At 73.6% G+C, this 24,993-nt stretch carries 21 protein-coding genes; 7 read left to right on the forward strand and 14 right to left on the reverse strand.

The window, feature by feature from the left end:
* Positions 1–19: 19 nt before the first annotated feature.
* The 3 genes from ACH4SI_RS02925 to ACH4SI_RS02935 all read right to left on the reverse strand — a co-directional run bounded on the left by ACH4SI_RS02925 (position 20) and on the right by ACH4SI_RS02935 (position 6,392).
* On the reverse strand, positions 20–937 hold the full coding sequence (locus ACH4SI_RS02925; RefSeq protein ID WP_398291798.1) for an endonuclease/exonuclease/phosphatase family protein: 918 nt from the start codon (positions 935–937) through the stop codon (positions 20–22).
* A 113-nt stretch (positions 938–1,050) separates the two neighbouring features.
* A complete protein-coding gene (locus tag ACH4SI_RS02930; protein WP_398291800.1) occupies positions 1,051–2,454 on the reverse strand; it encodes a M1 family metallopeptidase in 1,404 nt (467 codons plus the stop codon).
* Positions 2,451–6,392 carry a Pls/PosA family non-ribosomal peptide synthetase gene (locus ACH4SI_RS02935; protein ID WP_398291802.1) on the reverse strand — a complete coding sequence of 1,314 codons (3,942 nt, stop codon included), beginning with the start codon at positions 6,390–6,392 and terminating at the stop codon, positions 2,451–2,453. Before ACH4SI_RS02935 ends, ACH4SI_RS02930 begins: the two co-directional genes overlap by 4 nt.
* Positions 6,393–7,005: 613 nt before the next feature.
* On the opposite strand from ACH4SI_RS02935, the gene ACH4SI_RS02940 reads away from it, so the two are divergent.
* Both ACH4SI_RS02940 and dapE read left to right on the forward strand, forming a co-directional pair.
* A complete protein-coding gene (locus ACH4SI_RS02940) occupies positions 7,006–8,442 on the forward strand; it encodes an amino acid permease (protein WP_398291804.1) in 1,437 nt (478 codons plus the stop codon).
* Positions 8,439–9,512 (forward strand): succinyl-diaminopimelate desuccinylase, encoded by a 1,074-nt coding sequence (gene dapE / locus ACH4SI_RS02945; protein WP_398291806.1) that lies wholly within the window; start codon positions 8,439–8,441, stop codon positions 9,510–9,512. Before ACH4SI_RS02940 ends, dapE begins: the two co-directional genes overlap by 4 nt.
* Before the next feature lie 5 nt (positions 9,513–9,517).
* On the opposite strand, the gene ACH4SI_RS02950 is transcribed toward dapE, so the two are convergent.
* Positions 9,518–11,101 (reverse strand): PucR family transcriptional regulator, encoded by a 1,584-nt coding sequence (locus ACH4SI_RS02950; RefSeq protein ID WP_398291808.1) that lies wholly within the window; start codon positions 11,099–11,101, stop codon positions 9,518–9,520.
* Positions 11,102–11,196: 95 nt separating this feature from the next.
* On the opposite strand from ACH4SI_RS02950, the gene ACH4SI_RS02955 reads away from it, so the two are divergent.
* From ACH4SI_RS02955 to ACH4SI_RS02965, 3 genes are read left to right on the forward strand one after another with little or no spacing between them, the layout of a single operon-like run.
* Complete coding sequence (locus ACH4SI_RS02955) at positions 11,197–12,048, forward strand: chorismate synthase (protein ID WP_398291810.1); 852 nt, start codon at positions 11,197–11,199, stop codon at positions 12,046–12,048.
* Positions 12,045–13,154: an o-succinylbenzoate synthase gene (menC, locus tag ACH4SI_RS02960; protein WP_398291812.1), complete on the forward strand. Its 1,110-nt coding sequence runs from the start codon at positions 12,045–12,047 to the stop codon at positions 13,152–13,154. Before ACH4SI_RS02955 ends, menC begins: the two co-directional genes overlap by 4 nt.
* 33 nt (positions 13,155–13,187) lie before the next feature.
* Positions 13,188–14,021, forward strand: a complete 834-nt coding sequence (locus ACH4SI_RS02965; RefSeq protein ID WP_398291814.1) for a class I SAM-dependent methyltransferase — start codon at positions 13,188–13,190, stop codon at positions 14,019–14,021.
* Between the two features lie 15 nt (positions 14,022–14,036).
* On the opposite strand, the gene glpK is transcribed toward ACH4SI_RS02965, so the two are convergent.
* Together glpK and ACH4SI_RS02975 are read right to left on the reverse strand one after the other, a co-directional pair.
* Positions 14,037–15,536: a glycerol kinase GlpK gene (gene glpK, locus ACH4SI_RS02970; protein WP_398291816.1), complete on the reverse strand. Its 1,500-nt coding sequence runs from the start codon at positions 15,534–15,536 to the stop codon at positions 14,037–14,039.
* Positions 15,537–15,579: 43 nt separating this feature from the next.
* Complete coding sequence (locus tag ACH4SI_RS02975) at positions 15,580–16,347, reverse strand: IclR family transcriptional regulator (protein ID WP_398291819.1); 768 nt, start codon at positions 16,345–16,347, stop codon at positions 15,580–15,582.
* A 153-nt stretch (positions 16,348–16,500) separates the two neighbouring features.
* Between ACH4SI_RS02975 and ACH4SI_RS02980 the strand changes: the two genes are divergently transcribed.
* Positions 16,501–16,935: an ATP-binding protein gene (locus ACH4SI_RS02980; RefSeq protein ID WP_398291821.1), complete on the forward strand. Its 435-nt coding sequence runs from the start codon at positions 16,501–16,503 to the stop codon at positions 16,933–16,935.
* A 23-nt stretch (positions 16,936–16,958) separates the two neighbouring features.
* Here ACH4SI_RS02980 and ACH4SI_RS02985 read toward each other — a convergent pair whose 3' ends face one another.
* The 3 genes from ACH4SI_RS02985 to ACH4SI_RS02995 are packed head-to-tail and all read right to left on the reverse strand — an operon-like array spanning position 16,959 to position 19,548.
* Positions 16,959–18,077 (reverse strand): PP2C family protein-serine/threonine phosphatase, encoded by a 1,119-nt coding sequence (locus tag ACH4SI_RS02985; protein ID WP_398291823.1) that lies wholly within the window; start codon positions 18,075–18,077, stop codon positions 16,959–16,961.
* Positions 18,078–18,109: 32 nt separating this feature from the next.
* Positions 18,110–18,322, reverse strand: a complete 213-nt coding sequence (locus tag ACH4SI_RS02990; RefSeq protein ID WP_398292346.1) for a ferredoxin — start codon at positions 18,320–18,322, stop codon at positions 18,110–18,112.
* A 5-nt stretch (positions 18,323–18,327) separates the two neighbouring features.
* Positions 18,328–19,548, reverse strand: coding sequence for a cytochrome P450 (locus tag ACH4SI_RS02995; RefSeq protein WP_398291825.1), 1,221 nt, complete (start codon positions 19,546–19,548; stop codon positions 18,328–18,330).
* A gap of 244 nt (positions 19,549–19,792) precedes the next feature.
* Here ACH4SI_RS02995 and ACH4SI_RS03000 point away from each other — a divergent pair, with 244 nt between their 5' ends.
* The gene (locus ACH4SI_RS03000; protein ID WP_398291827.1) at positions 19,793–20,902 is read left to right on the forward strand and encodes a DUF5954 family protein; all 1,110 of its coding nucleotides are present in this window, start codon (positions 19,793–19,795) and stop codon (positions 20,900–20,902) included.
* 309 nt (positions 20,903–21,211) lie between these two features.
* On the opposite strand, the gene ACH4SI_RS03005 is transcribed toward ACH4SI_RS03000, so the two are convergent.
* From ACH4SI_RS03005 to ACH4SI_RS03025, 5 genes are all read right to left on the reverse strand, one after another.
* Positions 21,212–21,586, reverse strand: a complete 375-nt coding sequence (locus tag ACH4SI_RS03005) for a hypothetical protein (RefSeq protein WP_009720275.1) — start codon at positions 21,584–21,586, stop codon at positions 21,212–21,214.
* 50 nt (positions 21,587–21,636) lie between these two features.
* On the reverse strand, positions 21,637–22,032 hold the full coding sequence (locus ACH4SI_RS03010; RefSeq protein ID WP_398292348.1) for a roadblock/LC7 domain-containing protein: 396 nt from the start codon (positions 22,030–22,032) through the stop codon (positions 21,637–21,639).
* Between the two features lie 130 nt (positions 22,033–22,162).
* Positions 22,163–22,933 carry a transcriptional regulator gene (locus ACH4SI_RS03015; RefSeq protein WP_398291830.1) on the reverse strand — a complete coding sequence of 257 codons (771 nt, stop codon included), beginning with the start codon at positions 22,931–22,933 and terminating at the stop codon, positions 22,163–22,165.
* Positions 22,933–23,355, reverse strand: a complete 423-nt coding sequence (locus ACH4SI_RS03020) for a hypothetical protein (RefSeq protein WP_398291832.1) — start codon at positions 23,353–23,355, stop codon at positions 22,933–22,935. Before ACH4SI_RS03020 ends, ACH4SI_RS03015 begins: the two co-directional genes overlap by 1 nt.
* Positions 23,356–23,848: 493 nt before the next feature.
* Positions 23,849–24,922, reverse strand: coding sequence for an Lrp/AsnC family transcriptional regulator (locus ACH4SI_RS03025; protein WP_398291834.1), 1,074 nt, complete (start codon positions 24,920–24,922; stop codon positions 23,849–23,851).
* Between the last annotated feature and the right edge of the window lie 71 nt (positions 24,923–24,993).

Raw genomic sequence — 24,993 nt, forward strand, 5'->3', positions numbered from 1 at the left:
TGACCGGCCACAGCCCTCGTCACACCTCCAGCACGGCCTGCACCGGGAGATGGTCGCTGGGGAACTGCCCGCCGCTGGAGTAGGTGTTGATGGCGGCGTAGCGCACGCGCACCCCGGGGGAGACCAGGATCCAGTCGATGCGGTCGCCGTCGGGGACCAGCGGCTTGTAGCCGTGGAAGGTCGCGTACAGCTTGCTGCGCCCCTCGGCGGCGTCCCACGCGTCGGCCAGCGAGCCGCCGTCCAGCATGGTGTCGTAGACCGGGTTGCGGTGGGCTGCCACGTTGAAGTCCCCCGTGACGATGCGGGGGAGGGACGCGTCCAGCCCGCGCAGCCGCTCGGTGATCAGCCCGGCGGCGCGCTCCCGGGCGTACTGGCTCAGATGGTCGAGATGGGTGTTGAGGGCGTAGAACTGCCGGTCGGTGGCCCGGTCGTGGAAGCGCACCCAGGTGACCATGCGCACCACGGCGCCGCTCCAGGTGTTGGAACCGATCACATACGGGGTGTCGGACAGCCAGAAGTGGTCGTACTCCAGCGGCTCCAGCCGTCTGGTGTCGTAGAAGACGGCCATGAACTCGTCGCGGCTGCCACCCGCCCGCCCCGTGCCGAGCCAGTCGTAGCGCGGGCCGAGATCGGCGGCGATGTCGCGCAGCTGCCCGTACAGCCCCTCCTGGGTGCCCAGCAGATGGGGCTCGGCGCGGCGCAGCAGCTCCCGCATGACGGGGCGCCGCTGCGCCCAGGAGTTGGGCGCGGTGTCGCTGGCGTAGCGCAGGTTGAAGGTCATGGTGTGCAGCCGCGAGCCGCTCACGGGCACGGTCGGGGCGGCGGTCTCGGCTGTCCCGGCCGCCCGGGCCTCCGACTGGAGGCTAAGCGGTAGCGCGAGGGCCGCGGCGGCCGCGGCGCGCATTCCGTGGCGACGGCTGAACCAAGGTGCGGGCATGGCTCCTCCTGGTGTCCGGCGATGACACCAGTATCAGGCCGTCCGGGAGGAATGAAGTGGCCTGCGGGAGCCGTGAGTTGGAACGTACGGGGTCCGGATGCGAAACGGGCAAGTCACACCGGACCGGGGCCGCCGGGCAGTTCCGGCAGCCGGGAGGTGTAGAGCCACGCGGTGAACAGCTCGTCCAGGGGCTGTGCCGCATGGCGCCCGGCCAGCGCGGTGAACTCCTCCGTGGTGACGGTGGCGTGGCGGTGGGTGGCCGTCCACTCCCGCAGCACCGCGAAGAAGGCGTCGTCCCCGAGGACCGTACGCAGCGCGTGCAGCGTCAGGGCGCCTCGCTGGTAGACCCGGTCGTCGAACATCCGCGGCATGCCCGGGTCCGCGACCAGCAGGTCCTGCGGCTGTTCGGCCAGCGTGGCCCTGAAGCGGGCGGCGTGGACGGCGGCCGGGACGCCGCCGGAGACCTCCGACCACAGCCATTCGGCGTACTTCGCGAAGCCCTCGTTCAGCCAGATGTGGCGCCAGTCGGCGAGGCTCAGACTGTTCCCGAACCACTGGTGGGCCAGCTCATGGGCCACCAGCCGCTCACAGCCGCGCTGCCCGTCGACATGGTTGGCGCCGAAGACGGAGAGCGTCTGCGCCTCGACCGGCACCTCCAGCTCGTCGTCCGTCACCACCACCGCGTACTCGTCGAACGGATAGGGGCCGAAGAGGTCCTGGAAGGCCGCCATCATCCGGGGCTGGCGGGCGAAGTCGTGGTCGAAGAGGTCACGCAGTCGCGGCGGTACGGCCGCCCGCTGGGGCACCGGGCTCACCGCCGCGTCGGTCAGCTCGACCTGGTCGTACAGGCCGATCTGGACGGTGGCCAGATAGGTGGACATCGGCGCCGGATGTTCGTACACCCAGGTCGTGGTGGAGGCACTGACCGTGCACGAGTCCAGCGTGCCGGCGGCGAGCACCGCGTACGGCGACGGCGCGGTCACCGCGATCCGGTACGACGCCTTGTCCGAGGGGTGGTCGTTGCACGGGAACCAGGACGGCGCGCCGATCGGCTGGCCCGCCACCAGCGCACCGTCCTCCAGCTGCTCCCAGCCCAGGTCGCCCCAGTGCCGGGTCTTCACCGGCCGGGGCACCCCGACGTACCGCACCTCGACCGTGAACGGCGCCCCGGCGGGCAGCGGGCGCGCCGGGCGGACGCGCAGCTTGTCCGCGCGGTGGGTGTAGCGGGCCGCTCGGGCGCCGTCGACCAGTACCCCGTCGACCCGGAACGCGCCGAGGTCGAGGCTGAATCCGGACAGCGGCTCGCCCGCCGCGCCCGGCTCGGCGACCGCCGAGATCCGGGCCCGGCCGGAGATCCGGCCCGTGCTCGGACGGCAGGTCAGCTCCAGGTCGTAATGGGTCACCCGGTAGCCGCCATTGCCGTGCCCGGGCAGATACGAGTCCCCTGACCGGTCCGCCCCGACCACGCCGCCGGGCACGGCCTGCGCCCGGCCGCCCTTGCCCCTGCCCCTGCTCACTTCGCCGTGTCCTCCGTCTTCCGCATGTCCCGCGTCTTCTCCGGCTGCCACGCCGCGATCGGATTGCCGAGCCACCGGGTGCCCGCGGGCAGCGCCTCGCCGCGCATCACCAGCGACGCCGGACCCACCGTGGCACACGAGCCGACCGTGGCGCCCGGCAGCACGATGCCGTGCGGCCCCAGGGTGGCGCCCTCCTCCAGCACCACCTCGTCCATGCGCATGATCCGGTCGTGGAAGAGATGGGTCTGCACCACACACCCCCGGTTCACGCTCGCCCCGGCGCCGATCCGTACCAGATCGGCCTCCGGCAGCCAGTACGTCTCGCACCAGGCCCCGCGCCCGATGCGCGCGCCGAGCCCGCGCAGCCACCAGTTCATCAGCGGCGTCCCCGACACGGCCCCGGCCAGCCACGGTACGGCCAGCACCTCCACGAAGGTGTCAGCCAGCTCGGTGCGCCACACGAACGAGCTCCACAGCGGGCGTTCGGTGGCCCTGAACCGGCCCACCAGCAGCCACTTGGCAAGCACCGCCACGACGCACGCGACCAGGCCGCCCGCGAACAGCAGCACCCCGCCGCCCGCCAGGGCGGCCGGGAACCCCCACCGTCCGGCGACCGCCGCGAAGGCGGCCAGCACCAGCACCGCGAGCGCCGCGCCGCCCATGACGGGCACGATCCGGCAGAGTTCGACGGCGCCGCGCGCCCACTTCAGCCGCCGCGCCGGACGGTACGTACGGCTCTGGTCGCCCTCTTCGGCCGCCCGCGGCAGCCTCATCGGCGGCATCCCGAGCCACGAGCTGCCCGCCTTGGCGCCCTTCGGCGCGGCGGACAGCACGCCCACCAGGCCGCGCTTGGGAACCGAGCTGCCGCCCGCGGCCATGCCGGAGTTGCCGAGGAACGCCATCTTGCCGACCCGCGACTCGGCGATCCGCAGCCGGCCGCCGCCCAGTTCGTACGACGCGACCATGGTGTCGTCGGCGAGGAACGCGCCGTCGCCGACGGTCGTCATCGACGGCAGCGCCAGCACGGTGGACGCCTCGACCCCGCGGCCGACCTTCATCCCGAGCGCCCGCAGCCACACCGGGGTGAACAGGCTGGCGTACAGCGGGAACAGATGCACCCGCGCCATGTCCATCAGCCGCTCGGTGGCCCACGCCTGCCAGGCGATCCGCCCGTGGACGGGGTGATGGCCCGCGCGCAGGCCGATGCCGAGCGTCCGCACCCCGGCCAGGATGAGCAGCGCGTAGCAGACCATCCCGGTCACGGTCGCGAGCGGCACGGCGGCCAGCGCGTGGAGCAGCGCAGGGCCCGCGCCACGGGTGCCCCGGACGAACAGCGCGAGGACGGCGAGCGCGGGCAGCAGCGCCAGCGCGGGCAGCAGGGAAAGACCCAGCGAGGTGAACCCGTACACCAGGGCCCAGCGGCGGGTGCGCGCCGGCCGGTCCTCGGGCCGGTGCTGCGCCGCCTTGCCGGACTTGGCGGCCGGTACGCCCGCCCAGCGGCGCCCCGCGGGCACCGCACCGGTCACCCCGGACCCCGGGGCGATCTCGGCGCGCTTGCCGATCCGGGCGCCGGGGAAGAGGGTGCTGCGCGCGCCGACCGTGGCGCCCGCGCCGATCCGGAGGCGGCCGATCCGCAAGTAGTCGCCGTCCAGCCAGTGGCCGGACAGATCGACCTCGGGCTCGACCGCGCTGCCCCTGCCGAGTTTGAGCATCCCGGTCACCGGCGGCAGCGCGTGCAGATCGACTTCCGGGCCCACCCGCACGCCCAGCGCCCTGGCGTAGTGGGTGAGCCAGCTGCCCGACAGGCCGGTGGCACCGCTCAGTTCGGCCAGCCGCTCGGCCGTCCACAGCCGCAGATGGACGCCGCCGCCGCGCGGGTACGTCCCCGGCTTCAGCCCCCGCAGCAGCAGCCGCGCACCGCCCGCGGCGATCGCGATCCGGCCCGGCGGCGATACGAAGAACACCCAGCCGGCCAGGACCCACCACCAGGACACGGTGGGCGCCCAGGGGGCGGAACCGAGCAGGTGCAGCACATTGAGGACGGCGGCCGCGGCCACGCCCCAGCGCAGCCCCGAGACCGTCAGCAGCGGCAGCGTCAGCAGCGTCTGCGCGACACCGGTGCGCCGGGGGACGGGCCGTACGGTGCGCGGGGCCGTCGCCTCGCCGCGCATCGCGTCCAGCGTCCGGGCGAGCGCGCCCAGCCGCGGGTTCTGGTAGATGTCGCTGACCGACCCGCTGGGGTAGCGGTCCCGGATCCGCGACACGAGCTGCGCTGCGGCGAGGCTGCCGCCACCCGCCGCGAAGAAGTCGGCGTCCGGCCCGCCCGCCGGGGTGCCCAGCACCTCGCCCCACAGCTCGGCCAGCCAGCTCTCGGTCTCGGTCAGCGCGTCCGGCGGTCCGGCCGTGCCGACCCCCGGCAGCGGCCAGGGCAGCGCGGCCCGGTCCACCTTGCCGGAGGTACGGGTGGGCAGCGTGCCGACCACCGCGAGCAGCGGCACCAGCGCGGCCGGCAATACCTCCCGCAGCCGGTCGAGCGCGTCCGCCTGGTCGAAACCGTCGCTTTCCTCGGGCACGACGTACCCCACCAGCAGCTGGTGGCCCGCCTTCGTCGTCCGTACCGCGGCCGCCGCGCCCGCCACACCCGGCAGCGCCTGCAGCGCGGCGTCCACCTCGCCCAGCTCGATGCGGCGGCCGCCCAGCTTGACCTGTTCGTCGGCCCGGCCGACGAACAGCAGCCCCTCCTCCTCGGCACGCACCAGGTCGCCGCTGCGGTACGCCCGCGACCAGCCCAGCGCCGGCAGCGGGGCGTACTTCTCGGCGTCCTTCGCCGGATCGAGGTAGCGGGCGAGACCGACCCCGCCGATCACCAGCTCGCCGACCTCGCCCAGGGCCACGACCTCGCCCCGGGAGTCCACGACCGCCAGCTCCCAGCCGTCCAGCGGCAGCCCGATCCGCACCGGGCCCTCGCCGGTCAGCTGCGCGGCGCACGCCACGACGGTGGCCTCGGTCGGACCGTAGGTGTTCCACACCTCACGGCCCTCGACCGCCATCCGCTCGGCCAACTCCGGCGGGCACGCCTCGCCGCCGAAGATCAGCAGCCGCACGTCGTCCAGCGCCTCCACCGGCCACAACGCCGCCAGCGTGGGGACGGTGGAGACCACGGTGATCTCCTGCTCGACCAGCCACGGCCCGAGGTCGACGCCGGTGCGCACCAGCGACCGGGGCGCGGGCACCAGACAGGCGCCGCTGCGCCACGCGAGCCACATCTCCTCGCAGGACGCGTCGAAGGCCACCGAGAGACCGGCCAGCACCCTGTCCCCCGGGCCCATGGGCTCGTCGGCCAGGAACAGCCCGGCCTCGGCGTCCACGAACGCGGCCGCGCTGCGATGGGTGACGGCGACGCCCTTGGGCTTGCCGGTCGATCCGGAGGTGAAGATGATCCACGCGTCGTCGCCGGGCCCCGGGCGGCCGGGGGCGCCGTGCGGCTCGGCCCGCACCGTCGTCTCCAGCCCGGCGCCGAGCACCACGCTCACCCCGGCCTCGGAGAAGACCAGCTCGGCCCGCTCGTCCGGGTCCTCCGCGTCCACCGGAACGTAGGCCGCCCCGGCGGCCAGCACGGCGAGGATCCCGACGTACAGGTCGGCGGTCCCGGACGGGACGCGGATGCCGACCCGGTCGCCGACGCCGACGCCCACCCCGGTCAGCCGCCGCCGCACCCGGTCCACCTCGGCGAGCAGCGCCCGGTAGCTCAGCGCGGACCCGCCGTCGTCGACGGCGGGGGCGTTCGGGTGGCGGCGGGCCGTCGCGCCGAGGACGTCGATGAGGGTGCGCTCGGCGTGGGTGCCGCGCCCCGGGAACAGGGCGCGCGGTGTCACGGGCTCCGCAGCCGGCGCGGGCAGCGGGGCGATCAGGGTCTGGGACTCGTCTACGACAGTCATCCGGTCTCTTCAGGAGTCGGTGGACCGAGAGTTCGGCGACACCGTCCGGACCACCGGACCATCGGCCTCTGCCATACCGGCTCCACACTGAGCCGGGTCCCGAACACCCGCTCGCGGCCGATGGCTGCCGCGAGGGCGCATACTCGGCACGGCCCTTTCAACGGCCGACCCGAATCCGCGGCCACCCACGGCCGGACGGGCATGTTCCGCCCCCCAACCGAACCGGCGCCGCGCCACGCCGAGCAGGCAGTTTACCCAGCGTTAACAGCGGCCCCGGCCCTGACGCGCGCCGACAGCCCCGGGCGGCGGCCGCGCGGCCCGGCGGCCCGCCGCCCGCGCCCGTCTCCGTACCCGGCGCATCATGCCTGGTGGGAGGGGGTTTCCCGGGTGCCGTCCGCAGCTCGCCGCACCCCTCCGGAGCGGCCGGTGATCCTGTGTCCGGACTCACAGCGGCCCCGGACCGTGCGGACCACCTCCGGTCACGGCGTACCGCCGAGCGGGGCTTGGCCGATCGTTCAAAGCCGCCCGGGGCATCTTGGCCGATGCGCGCACCCCCGCGCCCACCCCGCTGCCGCATCATCAGGGGCCATGCGGCAGCGGAAGGAGCGGGTCGGTGCAGGGTGAGAACAAGCTGACAAGGCGTCGGAGTGTGGCGGGCCTGGTCGCCGACGCGAGCGGTGGGCCGCTGCGGCGCACCATGGGGCTGAGCCAGCTCACGCTGCTCAGCGTGGGCGCCACCCTCGGCACCGGGATCTTCGTGGTGCTGGGCGAGGCGGTGCCCGAGGCCGGTCCGGCTGTGGTGGTGTCCTTCGTCGTCGCCGGGGTCACCGCGCTGTTCTCGGCGCTCTCGTACGCCGAGCTGGCGGGCATGATCCCGGGCGCCGGGTCCTCGTACAGCTACGCCTACGCCACCCTCGGCGAGCTGGTGGCCTGGGTCTGCGGCTGGTGCCTGATCCTGGAGTACGGCGTGTCGGTGGCCGCGGTCGCGGTCGGCTGGGGCCAGTACGTCAACGAACTCCTCCAGCTCACCGTCGGCCGGACGCTGCCCGACGCAGTCGCCGCCCCACCGGGCGCGGGCGGGGTGCTGAACGTGCCCGCCGCCGTGATCGTCGTCCTCGCCATGGTGGTGCTGCTGCGTGGCGCGCGGGAGAGCGCGGTCGCCAACGCCGTGATGGTGACGGTGAAGGTCGTCGTGCTGCTGATGTTCTGCGCGGTCGCCTTCACCGCCTTCCACGCCGGGAACTTCCGCCCGCTCTTCCCGCTCGGCACCGCCGGGATGACCGCGGGCGCCGCCTCGCTGTTCTTCTCCTACATCGGCTTCGACGCCGCGTCCACGGCCGGGGAGGAGGCGAAGAACCCGCAGCGCGATCTGCCGCGCGCCATCATCCTCTCGCTCGCCCTGGTCACCGCCCTGTACTGCGCGGTCGCGCTGGCGGCGGTCGGCGCGATGCCCTGGCAGCGGTTCGCGGGCACCGAGGCCACGCTGAGCCAGGTGCTGGTGCGTTCCGTCGGTGGCGGCAATCTGTGGCCCGTCCTGCTGTCCATCGGCGCGGTCATCGCCACCACGAGCGTCGTGCTGACCGTGAGTTACGGCCAGATCCGCATCCTCTTCGCGATGTCCCGCGACGGGCTCGTGCCCCCGCTGTTCTCCACCGTCCATCCGCGGACCGGGGTGCCGCGCGCGGGCACCGTCATCGTCACCGCCTTCGTCACGGTCCTCGCCGCGCTCATTCCGCTCGGCGCCCTCGCCGACGCCACCAGCATCGGCACCCTCTTCGCGTTCGCCCTGGTCAACCTGGCGGTGCTGATCCTGCGGCGGCGCAGCCCGGACGCACCCCGCGGCTTCCGGGCGCCGTTCGCGCCACTGACACCGCTGCTCGGCGTGGCCGCCTGCTGTTACGTGATGTACGGGCTCGGCGCCGACACCTGGATCGCGTTCGGCGCGTGGATGGTGGCGGGGCTCGCGGTGTACGGGCTCTACGGCATCCGCCATTCCGCGCTGGGCCGCACCGCCACCCCCGAGAAGACCGTCCAGGAGACCGCGTCATGAGCACACCCACGATCGCCCTCGATCCGGCCGCCGATGTCATCGCGCTCACCCGCGCCCTGGTCGACATCCCCTCCGAGAGCGGCGAGGAGGCCGCGCTCGCCGACGCCGTCGAGACCGCGCTGCGCGCCCTGCCGCATCTGACGGTCGAGCGGATCGGCGACTCGGTGGTGGCCCGCACCGGGCTGGGCCGCGACCGGCGCGTGATCGTCGCGGGCCATCTGGACACCGTCCCGGCCGCCGGAAACCTGCCCGCCCGCCTCGACCCGGAGCGGCTCCACGGGCTCGGCGCCTGCGACATGAAGGGCGGCGTCGCGGTGGCCCTGCGGCTCGCGGCCACGCTCACCGCCCCGGTCCACGACGTGAGCTACGTCTTCTACGCCTGCGAAGAGGTCTCCGGCGACCGCAACGGCCTCGCCCGGATCGCCGCGGCCCGGCCCGAACTGCTCCACGCCGACCTCGCGATCCTCATGGAACCCTCCGATGCCGGGGTCGAGGCGGGCTGCCAGGGCATGCTGATGGCCGACATCACCGTCCGCGGCGCCCGCGCGCACACCGCCCGCGCCTGGCGAGGGGTCAACGCGGCCCATCGCGCCGCCGCCGTCCTGAAGCGCCTGGACGACCACACCGCCGAACGCGTCGTCATCGACGGCCTGGAGTACCGCGAGGGGCTGAGCGCCGTCGCCGTGCGCGCGGGGGTGGCCGAGAACGTGGTCCCGGACAGCTGCGTGATCACGGTCAATCTGCGCTTCGCGCCCAGCCGCACCCCGGAGCGCGCCGAGGCTTACGTACGGGACCTCTTCCCCGAGTACGAGGTGGAGATCACCGAGGCCACCCCCGGCGCCCTCCCCGGCCTCGACCGGCCCGCCGCCGCCTCGTTCGTCGCCGCGGTGGGCGCGGTGCCCCGCCCCAAACTGGGCTGGACCGATGTCGCCCGGTTCACCGCGCTCGGCACCCCGGCCCTCAACTACGGCCCGGGCGACCCGTCCCTGGCCCACACCCCGGGCGAGTACGTGCCCCTCGCCCAGCTGCGCGTGTGCGAGACGCGGCTCGCGGCCTGGCTCGGCGGCTGACGGCGCTACGGCGCGCCGGCCCCGCGCGGGCCCGCGAGCGTACGCAGCTGAAGCCACAGCACCAGTCGCTCGTCCGGGTCGTCCAGGTCGATGCCGAGCTGGGACCGCACCTGACGGAGCCGGTAGCGGCAGGTGTTGGGGTGCACGGCCAGCAACTTCGCCGCCCGGGCCATGTCGCAGCCCGCGTCCAGCCAGCACACCAGGGTGCGGGCGTAGTCCGTACCGTGGCCGTCGTCGTACGCGAGTACGTCCCGCCACGCCCCCGCCGCCAGCTCCCGTCGCTCGCCGAGGAGCCCGGTGAGCCGGAACAGGACGGCCCGGGCCCGCACCTCGTGCACGGCCGCGACCGTCTCCTCCGGCCGCAGCACCCGCAGCACCAGGTCGGCGTCCGCCCGCGAGCCGGGTATCTCCGCCGGGTCCGGCACCACCTCGCCGAGCCCGGCCCGCACCGGGACCCGCAGCGCCTGCCCGGCGCGCCGCACGATGTCCTCCGCGAGCCGCCGCTGCCGCTCCCCGGCGGGCCCGCCGCGCTCGCCGGTCACCGGCAGCAGCGCGTACACCACCCCGTCGACCAGGACGCACGCCTGCCGTCCGTAGCGGGCCTCACAACTCAGCCGTACGAGGTCCAGCAGCCGCAGCGCGGCCTGTTCGCCGTCCGGCGCGGAGGCCGCGGGATCCAGGGCGAAGGCTGCCACCCGCAGCGGGGCGCCGGGGGTGAGGCCCAGGCGCTGGGCGGCGGTGGCGGGGTCGGTGGTGCCGTCGAGCAGCCGGCGCAGCAGATCGCCGGTCAGGTGCCGCGACAGTTCGGCCGCCGCCCGCGCCCGCAGCAGCAGGAGGGCGGCCGTGGAGGCGCCCTGGGCGAGCTGTGCGGGGGCGTCGGGGGCGAGTGTCCCGTCGTCCACGACCCACAGGGAGCCGAGGGTTTCGCCGCCCGCCCGGACGGCGACCGCCAGCCGCGGCAGCTCGCCCTCGCCGAGGGCGGCGAGCCGGACCGGGCCCCGGGCGGCGAACAGCGTCCGGTACTGCTCTGTGTTCTCGGGGCTGTCCGGCACCTGACGGCCGAGGATGCCCTGCCGCCGCGCCTCGTCGACCGGCTGCCCGGGCACGGTGGAGTACGCGAGGACGCTCTGCCGCGGATCCTCGATGACGGTGGCACCGCCCACCGCCGCCGCCACCGCGCCCGCCAGCGAGAACAGATCCCCGAGCGCGGCCCCGTCGCCCGCCGGGGACGGCCGCGCCCCGAGGCCTTGCGCGAGCAGCAGATGGACGTGGTGCCAGGCGGCGTCCTCGTCCACGGCGAGCAGGGCCGTACCGCACTCCTCCGCCTCGGCGACAGGCCCTCCCGCGCCGCGCACCACGACCCCGGCCATACCGGCGGCGGCCGCCTCCCGCACCAGCGGCCCGGCGTCCTCCGCTCGCACCCCGACGGCCAGCAGCAGGGCGCCGGGTGCCCGGGCGGGCAGCGGCGCGTGGGCGTCGTACAGCAGCACCTCGGTGACGGGCGCGGTGAGGCCGGGCGGGGGAGTGAGCGGGCGCAGGGTGGACTCGCCGAGAACGGCGAGGAGGTCCCCGAGGGTGCGGGCGTCCATGCGTACGGTGTCCTGGTCATCGTGATTGGCCGATTGCCACAGGACCCTAGGTTGCATTTGTGCGTGCCAGGGCGCGGCCCGGGAGACTCGATGCCATGACACCAGCAGTGACGAGGGACGCCGGTGCGCTCGCGTCCGTTGCCGCCCACACCGCCGGGGTCGGCGTCCGCACCGTGGACGATGTGGCCGGTATCCGGGCGGTGGCCGACTTCCTCGCCGACGTATGGCAGCTGCCGCACACCAATCCGCCCTATCCCAGCGAGGTGCTGCACAGCCTCGTGCACGCGGGCGGCGCGGTGCACGCCGCGTATGCCACCGGACCGCGGGGCGAGCGGCTCGCGGGGGCGGCCGTGGCGGTCTTCGGGCCGCCCGCCGACCGCGACGCGTACTCGTTCGTGGCGGCGGCCACCGCCTCCGACCGCGGAGTCGGCTTCGCGCTCAAACAGGCCCAGCGGGCCTGGGCGCTGGAGCGTGGCGCCCGCACCATGCGCTGGACCTTCGACCCGCTGGTGCGCCGCAACGCCCGGTTCAACCTGGTCAAGCTGGGCGCCGTCGGTGCCGAGTACCTGGTGGATCTGTACGGGCCGATGAACGACGGGGTGAACGACGGCGACGAGAGCGACCGCCTCACCGCCGTCTGGGACCTGAACGCCACCGGTACGACCGACGGGACCGCCGACGAGGCGGCCCGGGCGCATGCCACGGAGGTCCGTCGGGCCCCGGACGGCGGCCCGCTCGCCGTACGGGAGGACCGGCGGCTGTGGTGCCGGATCCCCGAGGACAGTGTCGAACTGCGCGCCACCGACCCCGCCCTGGGCCTGCGCTGGCGGCACGCCGTACGGGAGGTGTTCACCGACGCGTACGCCGAGGGGCTGCGCGCGACGTCGATGTCCCGCGACGGCTGGTACCTGCTCACCCCGGACCCCCGTGAGGAACCGCGCTCATGAGGCTCGAACGCGTCGAACTGCTCCATGTCGCCCTTCCGCTCGTCACCCCCTTCCGCACCTCCTTCGGGACGATGACCAGCAAGGACACCTTCCTGCTGCGTGTCGTCACGGACGAGGCCGAGGGCTGGTCGGAGTTCGCCGCCGACCCGGAGCCGCTGTACTGCTCCGAATTCGTCGCCGGTGCCGAGACCGTCATCCGCGACTTCCTGCTGCCCCGCGTCGCCGCCCTCCCCGAGCCGTCGACGGCGGCCCTCGCCCCCGCGATGGCCGCCATCAAGGGCCACGAACTCGCCAAGGCCGCCGTGGAGACGGCCCTGCTGGACGCCGAACTGCGCGCCTACGGAATGCCGATCGCCACCTTCCTCGGCTCGGTCCGCGACCGGGTGCCCGCGGGTGTTTCCGTCGGCATCAAGAACTCCCTCCCCGAGCTGATCGACGACGTCGAGCGGTACCTGGACGAGGGGTACGTCCGCATCAAGCTCAAGATCGAGCCGGGCTGGGACGTGGAGCCGGTGCGCGCCGTACGGGAGCGGTTCGGCGACGCGCTGCCCCTCCAGGTCGACGCCAACACCGCGTACACCCTCGCCGACGCCGCCCACCTGCGGAAACTGGACGCCTTCGACCTGCTGCTCATCGAGGAGCCGCTGGCGGAGAACAACCTCCACGCCCACGCCCAGTTGCAGCGGCGGCTCACCACCCCGGTCTGCCTGGACGAGTCCCTTCACACCGCGAGCGACGCCGCCTCCGCGATCGCCATGGACGCCTGCCGGGTCATCAACGTCAAACCGGCCCGGGTCGGCGGCTATACGGAGGCCCGCCGCATCCATGACATCGCCACCGCCCACGGCGTCCCGGTGTGGTGCGGCGGCATGCTGGAGACCGGTATCGGCCGGGCCCCCAACCTGGCCCTCGCCGCCCTGCCCGGATTCACCCTGCCCGGCGACACCTCGGCCTCCAAGCGGTACTTCGCCGAGGACATCACCGAGCCGTTCGTCCTCGAGGACGGCCATCTGCCAGTGCCCACCATGCCCGGCATCGGCATCTCCCCGCTGCCGGACACCCTCGCCCGCTTCACCACGGCCACCCGGGTGCTGTACCGCCGGTGAACCGGGGCTGCCAGGATCGACAGCATGGGCAGCATGGACAGCACGCAGGGCGGGGCGGGCAGGGCCGACGAGGACCAGGGCTATCTGCTGGACAACCGGCAGACCGAGGCGGGCATCCGGTTCGGTGCCCTGGCCGAGCTGTTCGACCCGAGCACCTTCCGCCACGTCGACCGGCTCGGCATCGGCCCGGGCATGCGCTGCTGGGAGGTGGGCGCCGGCGGCCCCTCCGTACCCGAGGGCCTGGCGGAACGGGTCGGGCCCACCGGACAGGTGATCGCCACCGACATCGACGTGTCCTGGACCCGCACCACGGCCACCGGGCCGGGCCGGGTGATCGAGGTCCTGCGCCATGACGTGGCCGTCGACCCGCCGCCGTCCGGCCCCTTCGACCTGGTACACGCCCGCCTCGTGCTGGTCCACGTCCCCGACCGGGCGGAGGCCCTGCGCCGGATGATCCAGGCGCTGCGGCCCGGCGGATGGCTGCTCCTGGAGGACGCCGATCCGGGGCTCCAGCCGCTGCTCTGTCCGGACGAGTCAGGGCCCGAACAGCGCCTCGCCAACCGGCTGCGGTCCGGTTTCCGCGAGCTGATGGCGTCGCGCGGCGCGGACCTGGGTTACGGGCGCACCCTGCCCCGGCTGCTGCGCGACGCGGGCCTCGAGGACGTAGGTGCCGACGCGTATTTCCCGATCGCCTCCCCGGCCTGCACGGTCCTGGAGGCCGCCACCGTGCGGCAGATCCGCGCCCGGCTGGTGGCGGCGGGCCTGGCCACCGACGAGGAGATCGACCGGCACCTGTCCAACGTGGCCACAGGGCGCCTCGACCTGGCCACCGCCCCCATGATCTCCGCCTGGGCACGCCGCCCCTGAGCCGTCCGGAATCGGCTACCTCAGCCAGCCGAACGACAGCTCCACCGCCCGCTGCCAGTTCTCGTACTCCGCCTGCCGCCGCCGCGGATCCATCGTGGGCATCCACTGCCCGGCCCGGTGCCAGTTGCGGCGCAGTCCCTCCAGGTCCGGCCAGTAGCCGACGGCGAGCCCCGCGGCGTACGCGGCACCCAGCGACACCGTTTCCGAGACCATGGGCCGCACCACCGGCACGTCGAGCACATCGGCCAGGAACTGCATCAGCAGGTTGTTGGCGGTCATGCCGCCGTCGACCTTCAGCTCCCTCAGCGGCTCGGGCGAGTCGGCGTTCATGGCGTCGACCACCTCACGGGTCTGCCAGCCGGTGGCCTCCAGCACCGCGCGGGCGAGATGGCCCTTGGTGATGTACGAGGTGAGGCCGACGATGACGCCGCGCGCGTCGCTGCGCCAGTGCGGGGCGAACAGGCCCGAGAAGGCGGGCACGATGTAGCAGCCGCCGTTGTCCTCGACGCTGCGGGCCAGCGTCTCGATCTCCGGCGCGCTGTGGATCAGGCCCAGCCGGTCGCGGAACCACTGCACCAGCGAGCCGGTGACGGCGATCGGCCCCTCCAGGGCGTAGACGGGCGGCTCGTCGCCGACCTTGTAGCCCACGGTGGTGAGCAGCCCGTGCCGGGAGCGGACGAGGCTGGTGCCGGTGTTGAGCAGCAGGAAGCTGCCCGTGCCGTAGGTGCACTTGGCCTCGCCGGGCGCGAAGCACGTCTGCCCGAACAGCGCGGCCTGCTGGTCGCCGAGGGCGGCGCCGATCCGCACGCCCGGCAGCACCTCCCGCGCCACTCCGTAGCCCTCGGCGGAGGGGCGGATCTCGGGCAGCATCGCCCGGGGCACGCCGAAGTACGACAGCAGCTCGTCGTCCCAGGTGAGGGTGCGGATGTTCATGAGCATGGTGCGGCTGGCGTTGGTGACGTCGGTGATGTGCAGCCCCCCGGAAGGACCGCCGGTCAGGTTCCAGATCAGCCAGCTCTCCATCGTGCCGAACAGCACCTCGCCGCGCTCCGCGCGCTCCCGCAGCCCCGCGACGTGGTCGAACAGCCAGCGGATGCGGGGCGCGGAGAAGTAGGTTGCGGGGGAGAGGCCGCAGCGGTCGAGGAAGAAGTCGTCACCGGTGCTGCGCCGCAGCTCCTGGACGAGCGCGTCGGTGCGGGTGTCCTGCCAGATGATCGCTTTGCCCACGGGATGGCCCGTACGGCGGTCCCACACCACCGTGGTCTCGCGCTGATTGGCGATGCCGATGGCCGCGATCTGCTCGGGGCCCACCTCCGCGTCGTGCAGCGCCCGGGGCACCACGCGCCGCAGATTGGACCAGATCTCGGCGGGGTCGTGCTCCACCCAGCCGGGCTTGGCGTAGTGCTGCCGGTGTTCCCGCTGGGCGACCGATGTCAGCCGCCCCTGGTGGTCGAAGAGGATGCACCGGGTGGACATGGTGCCCTGGTCGATGGACATCACATAGCGTTCAACCATGGCCTTGCCTGCCTTCGGGCGGGTACGAGCAGGGCATGGGGGGTCACCAGCGGGCCGCGCCGAGGTCGCGGGAGATGGCCCGTGCGGCGTCCCGGGTCAGGCCGACCAGTGACGGCTGGGGCCGGCCCTTGCTGTCGCAGACGCGTTCCACGGGGCCGGAGACCCCGACGGCGCCCACGACCAGGCCGCCCTGGCCGCGTATCGGCGCCGCGATGTCCGCCTCACCCATGATGGTTTCCTGGACCGCGGACGCCCATCCGGCCTCCCGGATTCCGCCCAGCGCCTCGTTCAGCGCCTGCGGGGAGACCAGCGTGTTCCGCGTGTAGGTCTCCGGCTCCGTCTCCAGCAGCGGTTCCACCGGCGTCGCCCCGAACGCCAGCAGGACCTTGCCCAGGGCGCTGGCGTGCAGCGGCAGCAGCGAGCCGACGTCCAGGGTCTGGAAGGTGTCGTCGGGCCGGAAGACATGGTGGACGATGAGCACCTTGCCCTCCAGCGGCACTCCGATGCGGACCGCCTCCCCGCTGCGGGCGGCGAGGGCGTCGGCCCAGTTGAGGGAGCGGGACCGCAGCTCGTTGATGTCGAGGTAGCTGGTCCCCAGGTGCAGCAGCGCCGCGCCGAGCTGGTACTTGCCGGTGGCCCGGTCCTGTTCGACGAAGTCGACGCTCTGCAGGGTGCGCAGAATGCCGTGCGCGGTGCCCTTCGCCAGGCCCAGGGAGGCGGCCACCTCGCCCAGTCCGAGTCGACCGGAGCCCTGGGCGAGCAGCCGCAGGATCGCCGCCGCACGCTCGATGGACTGCACCGGGCCGGCCATGACGTGATCGTAGCTCTTCGGGCATGTGTTCACCCCCGCACGGGAACGTTCGGTAATGCCGACCAGGATTCGTTGACCCCGCCGGTCGTCGTCCATAACGTCCGTATCAGGACATGAGGAACACGAACGGCGGACCATCCGGGAGGAGGAGATATGGCGGACCAGCTGACCATCCCATGGACCGGCGGCACATACGTCGATCATCACTTTCCGGTGCCGCATCTCCATGAGGCCGTCGCCACCGTGCGGCGGCGGGCGCATGCGCTGCTGGCCGACTGGGGGCTGGCCGCCGACACCCTGGAGGACGCGCTGCTGGTGGTCTCGGAACTGATCACCAACGCGGTTCTGCACGCCCTGCCCCCGGCCGTACTGCGGCTGCGCTGGAGCGAGACCGAGGAATGCGGCACCCTGCACATCGCGGTCACCGACGGCGGACCGGCGCCGCGGGGCCCGGGCTCGGCGGAGGAGATCGAGCCCGATGAACACGGGCGCGGCCTCGGCATCGTCACCGCCCTGTCGGCCCGCCACGGCACCCACCCGGGCCACGGGGGAGTCGTCACCCGGTGGGCGGAGATGCCCGTCGGCTGACCGGTGCGAGGGCCGGACGCGGTTCACTGGCGCTCGTGCGGGGAGAGGGCGAGGACGGCGACGTCGTCGTGGAGCGCGCGGGCGTGGGCCGGCAGATCCGTGTTGAGGAACTCGACGACGTCGAGGGGCTCCGGGGCCGGCGCCCCGGCGAACCGGTCGCGCAGCCGGTCGAGGAGGGGATAGAAGGCCCCCGTCACATCGCGGGCCTCGATCAGCCCGTCGGTGCACAGCAGCAGCACATCGCCGCGCAGGAAGCGGTGGTGCACGGGCACCGGGCTCTCGTCGGCCAGCGAGCCCAGTCCCAGCGGCAGGGACGGCGGCCCGCTCAGCGTCGTCACCTCGCCCCGGGAGATCAGGACGGGCTCGATGTGCCCGTGGTTGATCACCGCCAGCCGGTGCGCGAGCGGGTCGTACTCGATCAGCGCGGCGGTGACGAACAGCTCGTCGTCCGGGATCTCCGCGGCCTCCCGCGCCATCCGGCTCTCCAGCCGGGCACTGACCCGCCGCAGATCCCCGGGTTCGTAGACGGCCTGGCGGAAGCCGCCGAGCACATCGGCGACGGTGCGGACCGCCTGGAGCCCCTTCCCCCGGACGTCGCCGATGATGGCCCGCTCACCGGTCCGGGTGGCGCGGATGTCGAAGAGATCACCGCCGATCATGGTCCCGGCCTCGGCGGGGCGGTAGAGCCCGGCCGTCAGCACATGGCCGACCTCGTGCGGCAGCGGCCGCAGCAGGGTGCGCATCAGGGCCTCGGTCACCGAGGTCGCGCGCACCAGCTGCTTCTCCTGGCGCTTGCGGTGGGCGGCCAGCGCCGTGCCGAGGGCGCCGACCAGGGCGGTGGAGAGGTACGAGGCGACGTAGTGGCGGTCGAAGAGATAGCCGACGCTGCGGCCCGCGCAGCACGGGGTCCCGGCCAGCACCCCCTCGAAGGCCACGGTGAACAGCGTGACCCCGGCGACCGCGAGCGGACCGAGCGTGAACGCGGCCACCACCGGCAGGGCGATCAGCAGGAAGCTCACCGGCCACTGCACGGGTGTCACGGGCTCGATCGCCAGGATCGCCGCCACATAGAGGACCGGCAGCCAGCGCAGCCAGACCGGAGGAGCGGGCACACCCGGCAGCGTGTCCCGGGCCTGTTCCACCACGCTCCTGGGCGCCTCGGCGCGCACGGCGGCTAGCCCTCGTCCGGCCCGTCGTCCACGACGCGGATGACGCTGTTCGGGCAGAGCCGCGCGGCCAGCCGGGCCTTCCCGCGCAGTGCCGGCGCGGGGCGGCCGTCCAGGACGACGACCATGCCGTCGTCCTCGGACTGGTCGAACAGCTCCGGTGCGTGCAGGGCGCACTGGCCGGCGCCCCGGCACCGGTCGCGGTCCACCTCGACGCGCATCACGCTCACCCTTCCCAGGTGACGGGGAGCCGGTGGACGCCGTAGACGAGCATGTCGTCGCGCAACGGCACCTCCTCCGGCGGCACCGCCAGCCGCAGGGTGGGAAATCGCCGGAGCAGCGCCGGGTAGCCGGTCCGCATCTCCATCCGGGCCAGATGCTGGCCCAGGCACTGGTGGACGCCGTGGCCGAAGGCGATGTGCTCGGTGGCGTCGCGGGTGACGTCCAAGGCGTCGGGGTCCGGGAACCGGGCGGGGTCCCGGTTGGCCGCGGCGATCGAGGCGACCACGGTCTCCCCGGCCCGCACCCGCACCCCGGCGATCTCCACGTCCTCCCGGGCGACCCGGACCGTGCCGAACTGGACGATGGTCAGATAGCGCAGCAGCTCCTCGACCGCGGCATCGGCGGCCTCGGGCCGCTCGCGCACCAGTCGCGCCTGCTCGGGGTGGCGCAGCAGGGCGAAGGTGCCCAGGGCCAGCATGTTCGCCGTCGTCTCATGGCCGGCGATGAGCAGCAGCAGCCCCACCCCGGTCAGCTCCGCGTCGGAGAACTCCGCCGCCCGGTCCGCGTCGTGGACCAGCCGCGACAGCAGCGCCCCGTCCGGCCGCCGCCGCTTGGCCGCCACCAGATCCCGCATGTAGTCCCACACCGCGTCCCGGGCCGCGAGGATCTTCTCCTCGTCCTCGTCGATCCGGAACAGGGTGGCCGACCAGCCCTGGAAGGCGGCCCGGTCGGCGTACGGCACCCCCAGCAGCTCGCAGATCACCAGGGACGGGATGGGCTGGGCGAACGCCCGCACCAGGTCGGCGGGCGGGCCGGTGCGCTCCATCGCGTCCAGATGATCGGTGACGATCCCCTCGACACGGGGCAGCAGCTCCCGCATCCGCCGTACCGTGAACCACCGGGAAAGCAGTCGCCGGTAGCGGGTGTGCTCGGGCGGGTCCATGCCGATGAACGAGCCCACCCGGCGCGGATCGTCCTCCCGCACCGGAAACGCCCGGACCGGCGACGAGGCCCGGACGCGGTCCGAGCTGAACCGGTCGTCCGCGAGCAGCTCGCGGACGTCCTCGTAGCCGGTGAGCAGCCAGCCCGCCTTTCCGTCCGGAAAGGCCAGCCGGGCGGCCTTCCGCCGCTCGCGGAGCGCCCCGTACGCGCCGGGCGGGTCGAACGGGCAGTCGCGATGTCTGGGCAAGGAGACCGGGGACGGCCCGGATGAGGTGACGGACATGGAAGCGCTCCCTTCCACCAGCCGTTCTCATTCGAGCGTAATCGGTACAAAGCGGGCTCTCTCGGCGTGGCCCGCGGGCCCGTCACGGGCCGAGGGCGTCCAGGCTCGCACCAGCAGATCATCGCCACCGCCTGGGCCGCCGCAGTGCTGTCGTTGAGGTCGGCCGCAAGGCTTCTTCCCACGGACGGATGGACTTTCAGCCGATCTGTCGCGCAAGCGGCTTGTATGTGCTCATGCTGGCCCCATGACGGAAGAGGGCGAGAACGTCCCCGCTTATCGGACGGTCCGGGTGGCCGCGCCGGAGGCGCCGGTGGCGGCGGTGGCGGATGTGGAGGCATGGCGGTCGCGGGAGGTGTATCCGGAGATCCTTTCGGCTGGCGGGCCGGTGTTCGGGGTGGTGCGGGAGCGTGAACAGGGCGGCTGGGAGCTGGTGTCGCCGTTCTCGGGGCTGGCGCCGCAGGACGCCCGGGAGGGGATGGGCTGCCAGTTCCGCAAGATGGCGCGGGAGGCGCAGGCCGCGGGTGACCGGGCGGCCTCCGAGGAGTGCGGGGCGGCCGCGGAACGGATGGACTGGGAGGTCATCGACGAGATGACGGTCCTGGGCAGCCGGTTCCGGGTGGTCCGGGCCGAGCGCTTCCTCCGCTCCGGCCCGCAGGGGCCCGAGCCACCGCGGATCACCGACCTGGATCCGGCGCCGCCGGGGGAGGCGCACAAGGCGCCCGACCCCACCTCGGGATTCGTGATCGACCCGGTGACCGCCACCGGAGTGTCCGACGGCATCCTGAAGCTCGAACTGCTGTCGATGCTGCCCAAGCGGGGCAGCGTCCCCCAGGAGGTGCGCGACGACTGCCTGCGGGTGGCGGACACCCACCCGGGCGGCGTGCTGCTGCCGCCGACGTTCATGACGGTCGAGAAGGCCGGCGGGGAGTGGCGGTCCGACTGTACGGGGACGTCCACCACGCCCCAGGGCGCCCGCGACACCCTGGCGCTGGAGATGCGTGTCCTCATCCCGTGGAAGCTCGGCCTCGAACCCGCCGAGCGCGCCCCGTACATGGCCGCGGCGGACCGGCTGGACGCCGAGCGGGGCGATGAACTGCGGGTGCTGGGGCGACTGTTCAGGATCGTGCGCGTCGAGCGCCTGGTCCGGATCGGGCCGGACGGCCCCGAGGGGCCCCGGCCGTCGGACTGGGATCCGCAGCCGCCGGTGAAGCTGCACGACCAGCAGCTCCGCGAACGCGGCCTGCTCACCGATGACGAGGACGACGACCTCGAACTCGACGCCCACACCCGGAAGCTGGCCGAGCTGTTCAACGAGGAGGAGGCCCGCCGCAAGGCCCGCCAGGAGGGGCGCTGAGCACCGCAGTTGTCGGTCCCCGGCGGCGAACCATGAAACGCGGCTGGACCGTGCAGAACGGCCACCGGTCCAGGACCAGCGGATCGGCGAGGACGAGGAAGGCCGTGCCACCGAGGACGAAGGCCGTGCTCCCGGATCGCGGGCGGATAGTCCTCGAGCAGCGCGTCCCGCGCCACCAGTAATCCGCCCACGATCACCGCGGTGAACAGCGCCGTCAGGACGAGCGCGTACCCGAGGCTGACCGCCATCAATTCCGGTCCGCTCGGGGCGGCCGGCCCAGAAGAGATGGTGAGGTTTGCCGGCCTAAGTTCAGACCTCCAAGTCGGCCTCTATCCGGCGCAGTTGGTGGCGCGCCATCGCCAGGTTGGCCCGGTTCTTGTCCAGCGCCAGGTAGAGGAAGAGACCCTGGCTGTTCCGGCCCTTCAGCAGCCGGATCAGGTGGTACTGGCTGCCGAGGGTGATCAGGATGTCCTCGATGGAGTCCTTGAGGCCGAGCTGTTCCATGGTGCGCACCTTGGCGCGGACCACGTCGGTGTTGCCCGCGGCGGCCACCGTCAGGTCGAGTTCCTTGCCGCCGCCCAGGGTGCCCAGGGCCATGCCGCTGGAGTAGTCGACCAGCGCGACGCCGAGGGTGCCCTCGATGGACGTCATCGCCTCTTTGAGCGCGGTCTGGGTGTTCGCCATGATCTGGCAGTTCCTCTCGATGGATGGTGTGTTCGGATGGTGGGGGTGGCTCAGGATTGCTCGGCCTTGCCGAGCGCGTCGCCCACCAGCTCGGCGACGCGGGCGCCCGACCGGCGGGCCTCCATGTGGAGGCGGCCCACGTTGGTGCGGTCGCCGGCCAGCACGGTCAGGACGGCAGCGGGGCCCGCGGCGTACGTGGCGACGTAGCCCTCCTCGCCGCGGACCAGCAGTTCGCGGAAGGCGCCCCGGCCGGTGGCGTCGGCCAGCGACTGCGTGACGCCGAGTGCCGCGGCGGTCAGCGCGGCGACGCCCTCGGGCTCGATGGCGGCCGTGTCGTGCGCCAGGACCAGACCGTCGCTGGTGGCGACCAGGGCGCCGGTCACATGGCCGACGCGGGCCCGCAATCGGCGCAACTCGTCCAGTACTTCGGCTTCGGCTGCCAACAGCTCTCTCCTTTCCGCACGCTGTCGCGGGTCGGTCCGCCGGCGCGGATCCGTGCGCTGCCGCGGGTCCGGGCGCTGCCGCAGGGCGCGTCTCACCACGGGATACCCGAGGCGGCGGGGGCGGTCGGGGGAATCACAGGCGTGCCTCCAAGGCGTCACGGAGCCGACGCAGCAGGGGGGCGTCGGGTTCGGCGAAGTCGACCGCGGCCAGGCCGGGTTCCGGGATCGGTGGCATGGGGGCGCGGGGTGCTCGGGGCGTCTCGACGTAACCGGCGGCCGCCAGCCGCCGTACGTCGAGCAGCGTGTGGAAGGCGGGGCGGCCCAGCGCCCGGGCGATCCCGGCGGGGGTGCGCACCCCGTCGGCGAGTGCCAGCACCGCGCGCTGGCGGCGGGTGACCGGCGGCAGATGACCGTCCGGGCGCCGCAGCACCACCGGCTCGGTGTCCACCCGCGGATACGGCCACACGCTGTCGAGCAGCTTGCCGCGCCGCAGGACCTCCCGCTCGACGGCGACCGCGCCCACCGGGCGCACCGGGCCGAGCCAGTGTGCCGCTCCCCGCTGGAAGCCGCGCGGTCCGCTGCCCGGCCCGAGCGCGAACCAGGCGGCGTCGAACAGCGCGCCGAGGTGGCAGATCTCCAGCTCCGCGTCGGTCAGCCGCCCGCTGTCCACGAGGAACCGGCCGACCCGCCCGGCGGGGCCCGTGCGGTCGACCGCCTCCCGCCAGGTGTCGGCGGTCAGCCGCCCGCCGGTGGTGAGCAGCACGTCCAGGCCCGGGGCCTTCGGGCTCTCCGCGTGCACGACCTGACCGTCCGCGAGGTAGACGGTGCCCGCGTCGCAGAGCAGGGCGCCGCTGGCCCCCTCGGCGGCCAGCTCGGTGAGGCGGGGCGCCTGGCCGGGTCTCATCAGAGCGCCAGCCGCTGCGACAGATCGCGCAGCCGCATCCGGGCCATCGCCAGGTTCCCCTCGCGGCGGTCGAGCCACAGGTAGAAGAAGACGCCGCTGTCGAAGGCGGTGTCGACGAAGCGCAGCAGGTGGTAGCAGGTGCGGGTGGTGACGATGAGGTCCTCCACGGGAGCCTCCCCGGGCGCCCCGCCGTCGTGGTCCCCGGCCTCACCGGCGCCGCGCGGCTCGAGTGCCGCGAACGCGGACTGCTCGGCGGCCATGCGCGCCAATTCGGCCGTTTCCGCCGCGGTGGCCTCGGGGTCGCCGTCGCGCGTCTCGCCGACCATGCCGAGCGCGAGCCCGCTGGTCCACTCGATCACGGCGGCGCCGCGCGCGCCGTTCACCGTCATGGCGTCGAGCAGGCATTCGTCGATTCCGGGCATGCGGTCTCCCCTCCTGCGTTGCCCGTGGCGCACCCGGGGGCTACGCCAGTGACGGAGAGGTTACGCACGGTTCAGCGGATGGGGGTGAAATCTGTTGATGGGCCGAAACCGCGCACGCCGTGTAGTAGGGTCCGCGGCCCTTTCGGGCCTCCCCGGCCCGGCGCCCCTCGGCGGCACCGCGGCGGGGGAGCGGCCGGTGCGCCGGTCATCGCCGGGCGCACCGGCCCGGACCAGGCTGTTCGCGCCGCGCCGTGGTCACCCGTACGCAAGGGCCCGCGGTCCATGCGGTCGCCGTAGCACCCGTGCCGCGACCGCGCCGGGTTCTCGCCGTCGCCGGGCCGGGCGTAGCGGGAACACGCTCTTCTGGGTTACCGCGGGGGAGACGCCTCGTACGATTGTCCTACGCAGGCATATGACAGATGGATAGGCGCCGGGCGCTTCCCGGCCGCTGAGCTGACCGAATCCCGACGCTCCGTTCTCGCTCGGGTATCGCTCAGTTCCCCTCGCGCGCCACGCGGTGCGCGTCCTGCGGCTGGCGCAGCGGGACGACGCCCACGCAGCGTCCGTCCCGGTCCAGCAGCCGCCCCATGTGCTTCACCGTGCGCAGCACCACCGAGCGGTCGTCGATGCTCAGATGGGGCACCTGCCGCGCCACATGCGCCTCGAAGCCGTGCACATCGCTCATCGCGCGCAGCCAGACATCGATCACCACGTTGTGCGGACCGGCCGTGATCGAGCACGACCGCACCTCCCGCATCCCGGCCAGCAGCCGGGTGGTCTCCCGCAGGTACTGCGCAGGTACGGTTGCGAAGTACACCGCGGACAGCGGCCAGCCGGACAACGGCCGGGCCAGATCGCAGCGCAGGCTCACCCAGGAGGCCAGCAGGGCCCCCAGCCGGCGCCGCACCGTGCTGGGACCCGCGTCGGCTCCCGCCGCCAAGTCCCGTATGGACATCCGGCCGTCGGTGCTCAGCAGCTCCAGCAGCCGCGCGTCCAGCGCGTCCCGGTCCGGGGCGCCCCGGACCGGTTCGGACGCGTGGCAGGCCGCCGCCTCCAGCCGGGCGCACTGCACCGCGTCCAGGCTGCGCAGCCGCCACCGGCTGCCCTCGGTCGGTACGGCCGTCGCCACATGGGTACGGGTCGCCCGCACCCCCGGCAGCCCCCGGAACAGCACCGTGCCGAGATGCGCCAGCTCACCGAGGTCCGCGGTCTGCACGGAAGCCACCAGGTCCCGGCTGCCCGCCGTGAGCTTGACGTTCGCCACCGCCGGATCGGCGGCCAGCGCCTCGGCCACCTCCTCGCCGACCCCGGGCTCGGTGTCGATCTCCACCACGGCGGTCACCACGATGCGCGTGTCGGACAGCCGCGGATAGGCGGTCACCCAGGCCAGGCCCGTGTCCTCCAGCCGGTGCCAGCGCCGCGCGGCCGTCACCGGGTTCACGCCGAGGACATCGCCGACCAGTGTCCAGGGGGCCCTGGGATGGATCTGGAGGGCGTGCACCACACCCCGGTCCAACTCGTCCAGCTCGTCGCCCGGCGGGTGCCCGGCGGAAAACTGCGTGTCCATGGGCGGCTGATTTCTGCGCGTCGTGGCCGATTCTCGATGGAATGCTGCACCGTAGCACGCGAAAAACGGGC

Origin of the sequence: Streptomyces sp. NPDC021212 (assembly GCF_044332925.1) — a bacterium.
Taxonomy (GTDB): Bacteria; Actinomycetota; Actinomycetes; order Streptomycetales; family Streptomycetaceae; genus Streptomyces.

What these genes read in the sequence shown, in the direction of transcription:
- ACH4SI_RS02925 (WP_398291798.1), bottom strand. Translation starts at nt 937, where the DNA reads ATGCCCGCACCTTGGTTCAGCCGTCGCCACGGAATGCGCGCCGCGGCC.
- ACH4SI_RS02935 (WP_398291802.1), bottom strand. Translation starts at nt 6,392, where the DNA reads ATGACTGTCGTAGACGAGTCCCAGACCCTGATCGCCCCGCTGCCCGCG.
- dapE (WP_398291806.1), top strand. Translation starts at nt 8,439, where the DNA reads ATGAGCACACCCACGATCGCCCTCGATCCGGCCGCCGATGTCATCGCG.
- ACH4SI_RS02950 (WP_398291808.1), bottom strand. Translation starts at nt 11,101, where the DNA reads ATGGACGCCCGCACCCTCGGGGACCTCCTCGCCGTTCTCGGCGAGTCC.
- ACH4SI_RS02955 (WP_398291810.1), top strand. Translation starts at nt 11,197, where the DNA reads ATGACACCAGCAGTGACGAGGGACGCCGGTGCGCTCGCGTCCGTTGCC.
- menC (WP_398291812.1), top strand. Translation starts at nt 12,045, where the DNA reads ATGAGGCTCGAACGCGTCGAACTGCTCCATGTCGCCCTTCCGCTCGTC.
- ACH4SI_RS02965 (WP_398291814.1), top strand. Translation starts at nt 13,188, where the DNA reads ATGGACAGCACGCAGGGCGGGGCGGGCAGGGCCGACGAGGACCAGGGC.
- glpK (WP_398291816.1), bottom strand. Translation starts at nt 15,536, where the DNA reads ATGGTTGAACGCTATGTGATGTCCATCGACCAGGGCACCATGTCCACC.
- ACH4SI_RS02975 (WP_398291819.1), bottom strand. Translation starts at nt 16,347, where the DNA reads ATGGCCGGCCCGGTGCAGTCCATCGAGCGTGCGGCGGCGATCCTGCGG.
- ACH4SI_RS02980 (WP_398291821.1), top strand. Translation starts at nt 16,501, where the DNA reads ATGGCGGACCAGCTGACCATCCCATGGACCGGCGGCACATACGTCGAT.
- ACH4SI_RS02990 (WP_398292346.1), bottom strand. Translation starts at nt 18,322, where the DNA reads ATGCGCGTCGAGGTGGACCGCGACCGGTGCCGGGGCGCCGGCCAGTGC.
- ACH4SI_RS02995 (WP_398291825.1), bottom strand. Translation starts at nt 19,548, where the DNA reads ATGTCCGTCACCTCATCCGGGCCGTCCCCGGTCTCCTTGCCCAGACAT.
- ACH4SI_RS03000 (WP_398291827.1), top strand. Translation starts at nt 19,793, where the DNA reads ATGACGGAAGAGGGCGAGAACGTCCCCGCTTATCGGACGGTCCGGGTG.
- ACH4SI_RS03005 (WP_009720275.1), bottom strand. Translation starts at nt 21,586, where the DNA reads ATGGCGAACACCCAGACCGCGCTCAAAGAGGCGATGACGTCCATCGAG.
- ACH4SI_RS03015 (WP_398291830.1), bottom strand. Translation starts at nt 22,933, where the DNA reads ATGAGACCCGGCCAGGCGCCCCGCCTCACCGAGCTGGCCGCCGAGGGG.
- ACH4SI_RS03020 (WP_398291832.1), bottom strand. Translation starts at nt 23,355, where the DNA reads ATGCCCGGAATCGACGAATGCCTGCTCGACGCCATGACGGTGAACGGC.
- ACH4SI_RS03025 (WP_398291834.1), bottom strand. Translation starts at nt 24,922, where the DNA reads ATGGACACGCAGTTTTCCGCCGGGCACCCGCCGGGCGACGAGCTGGAC.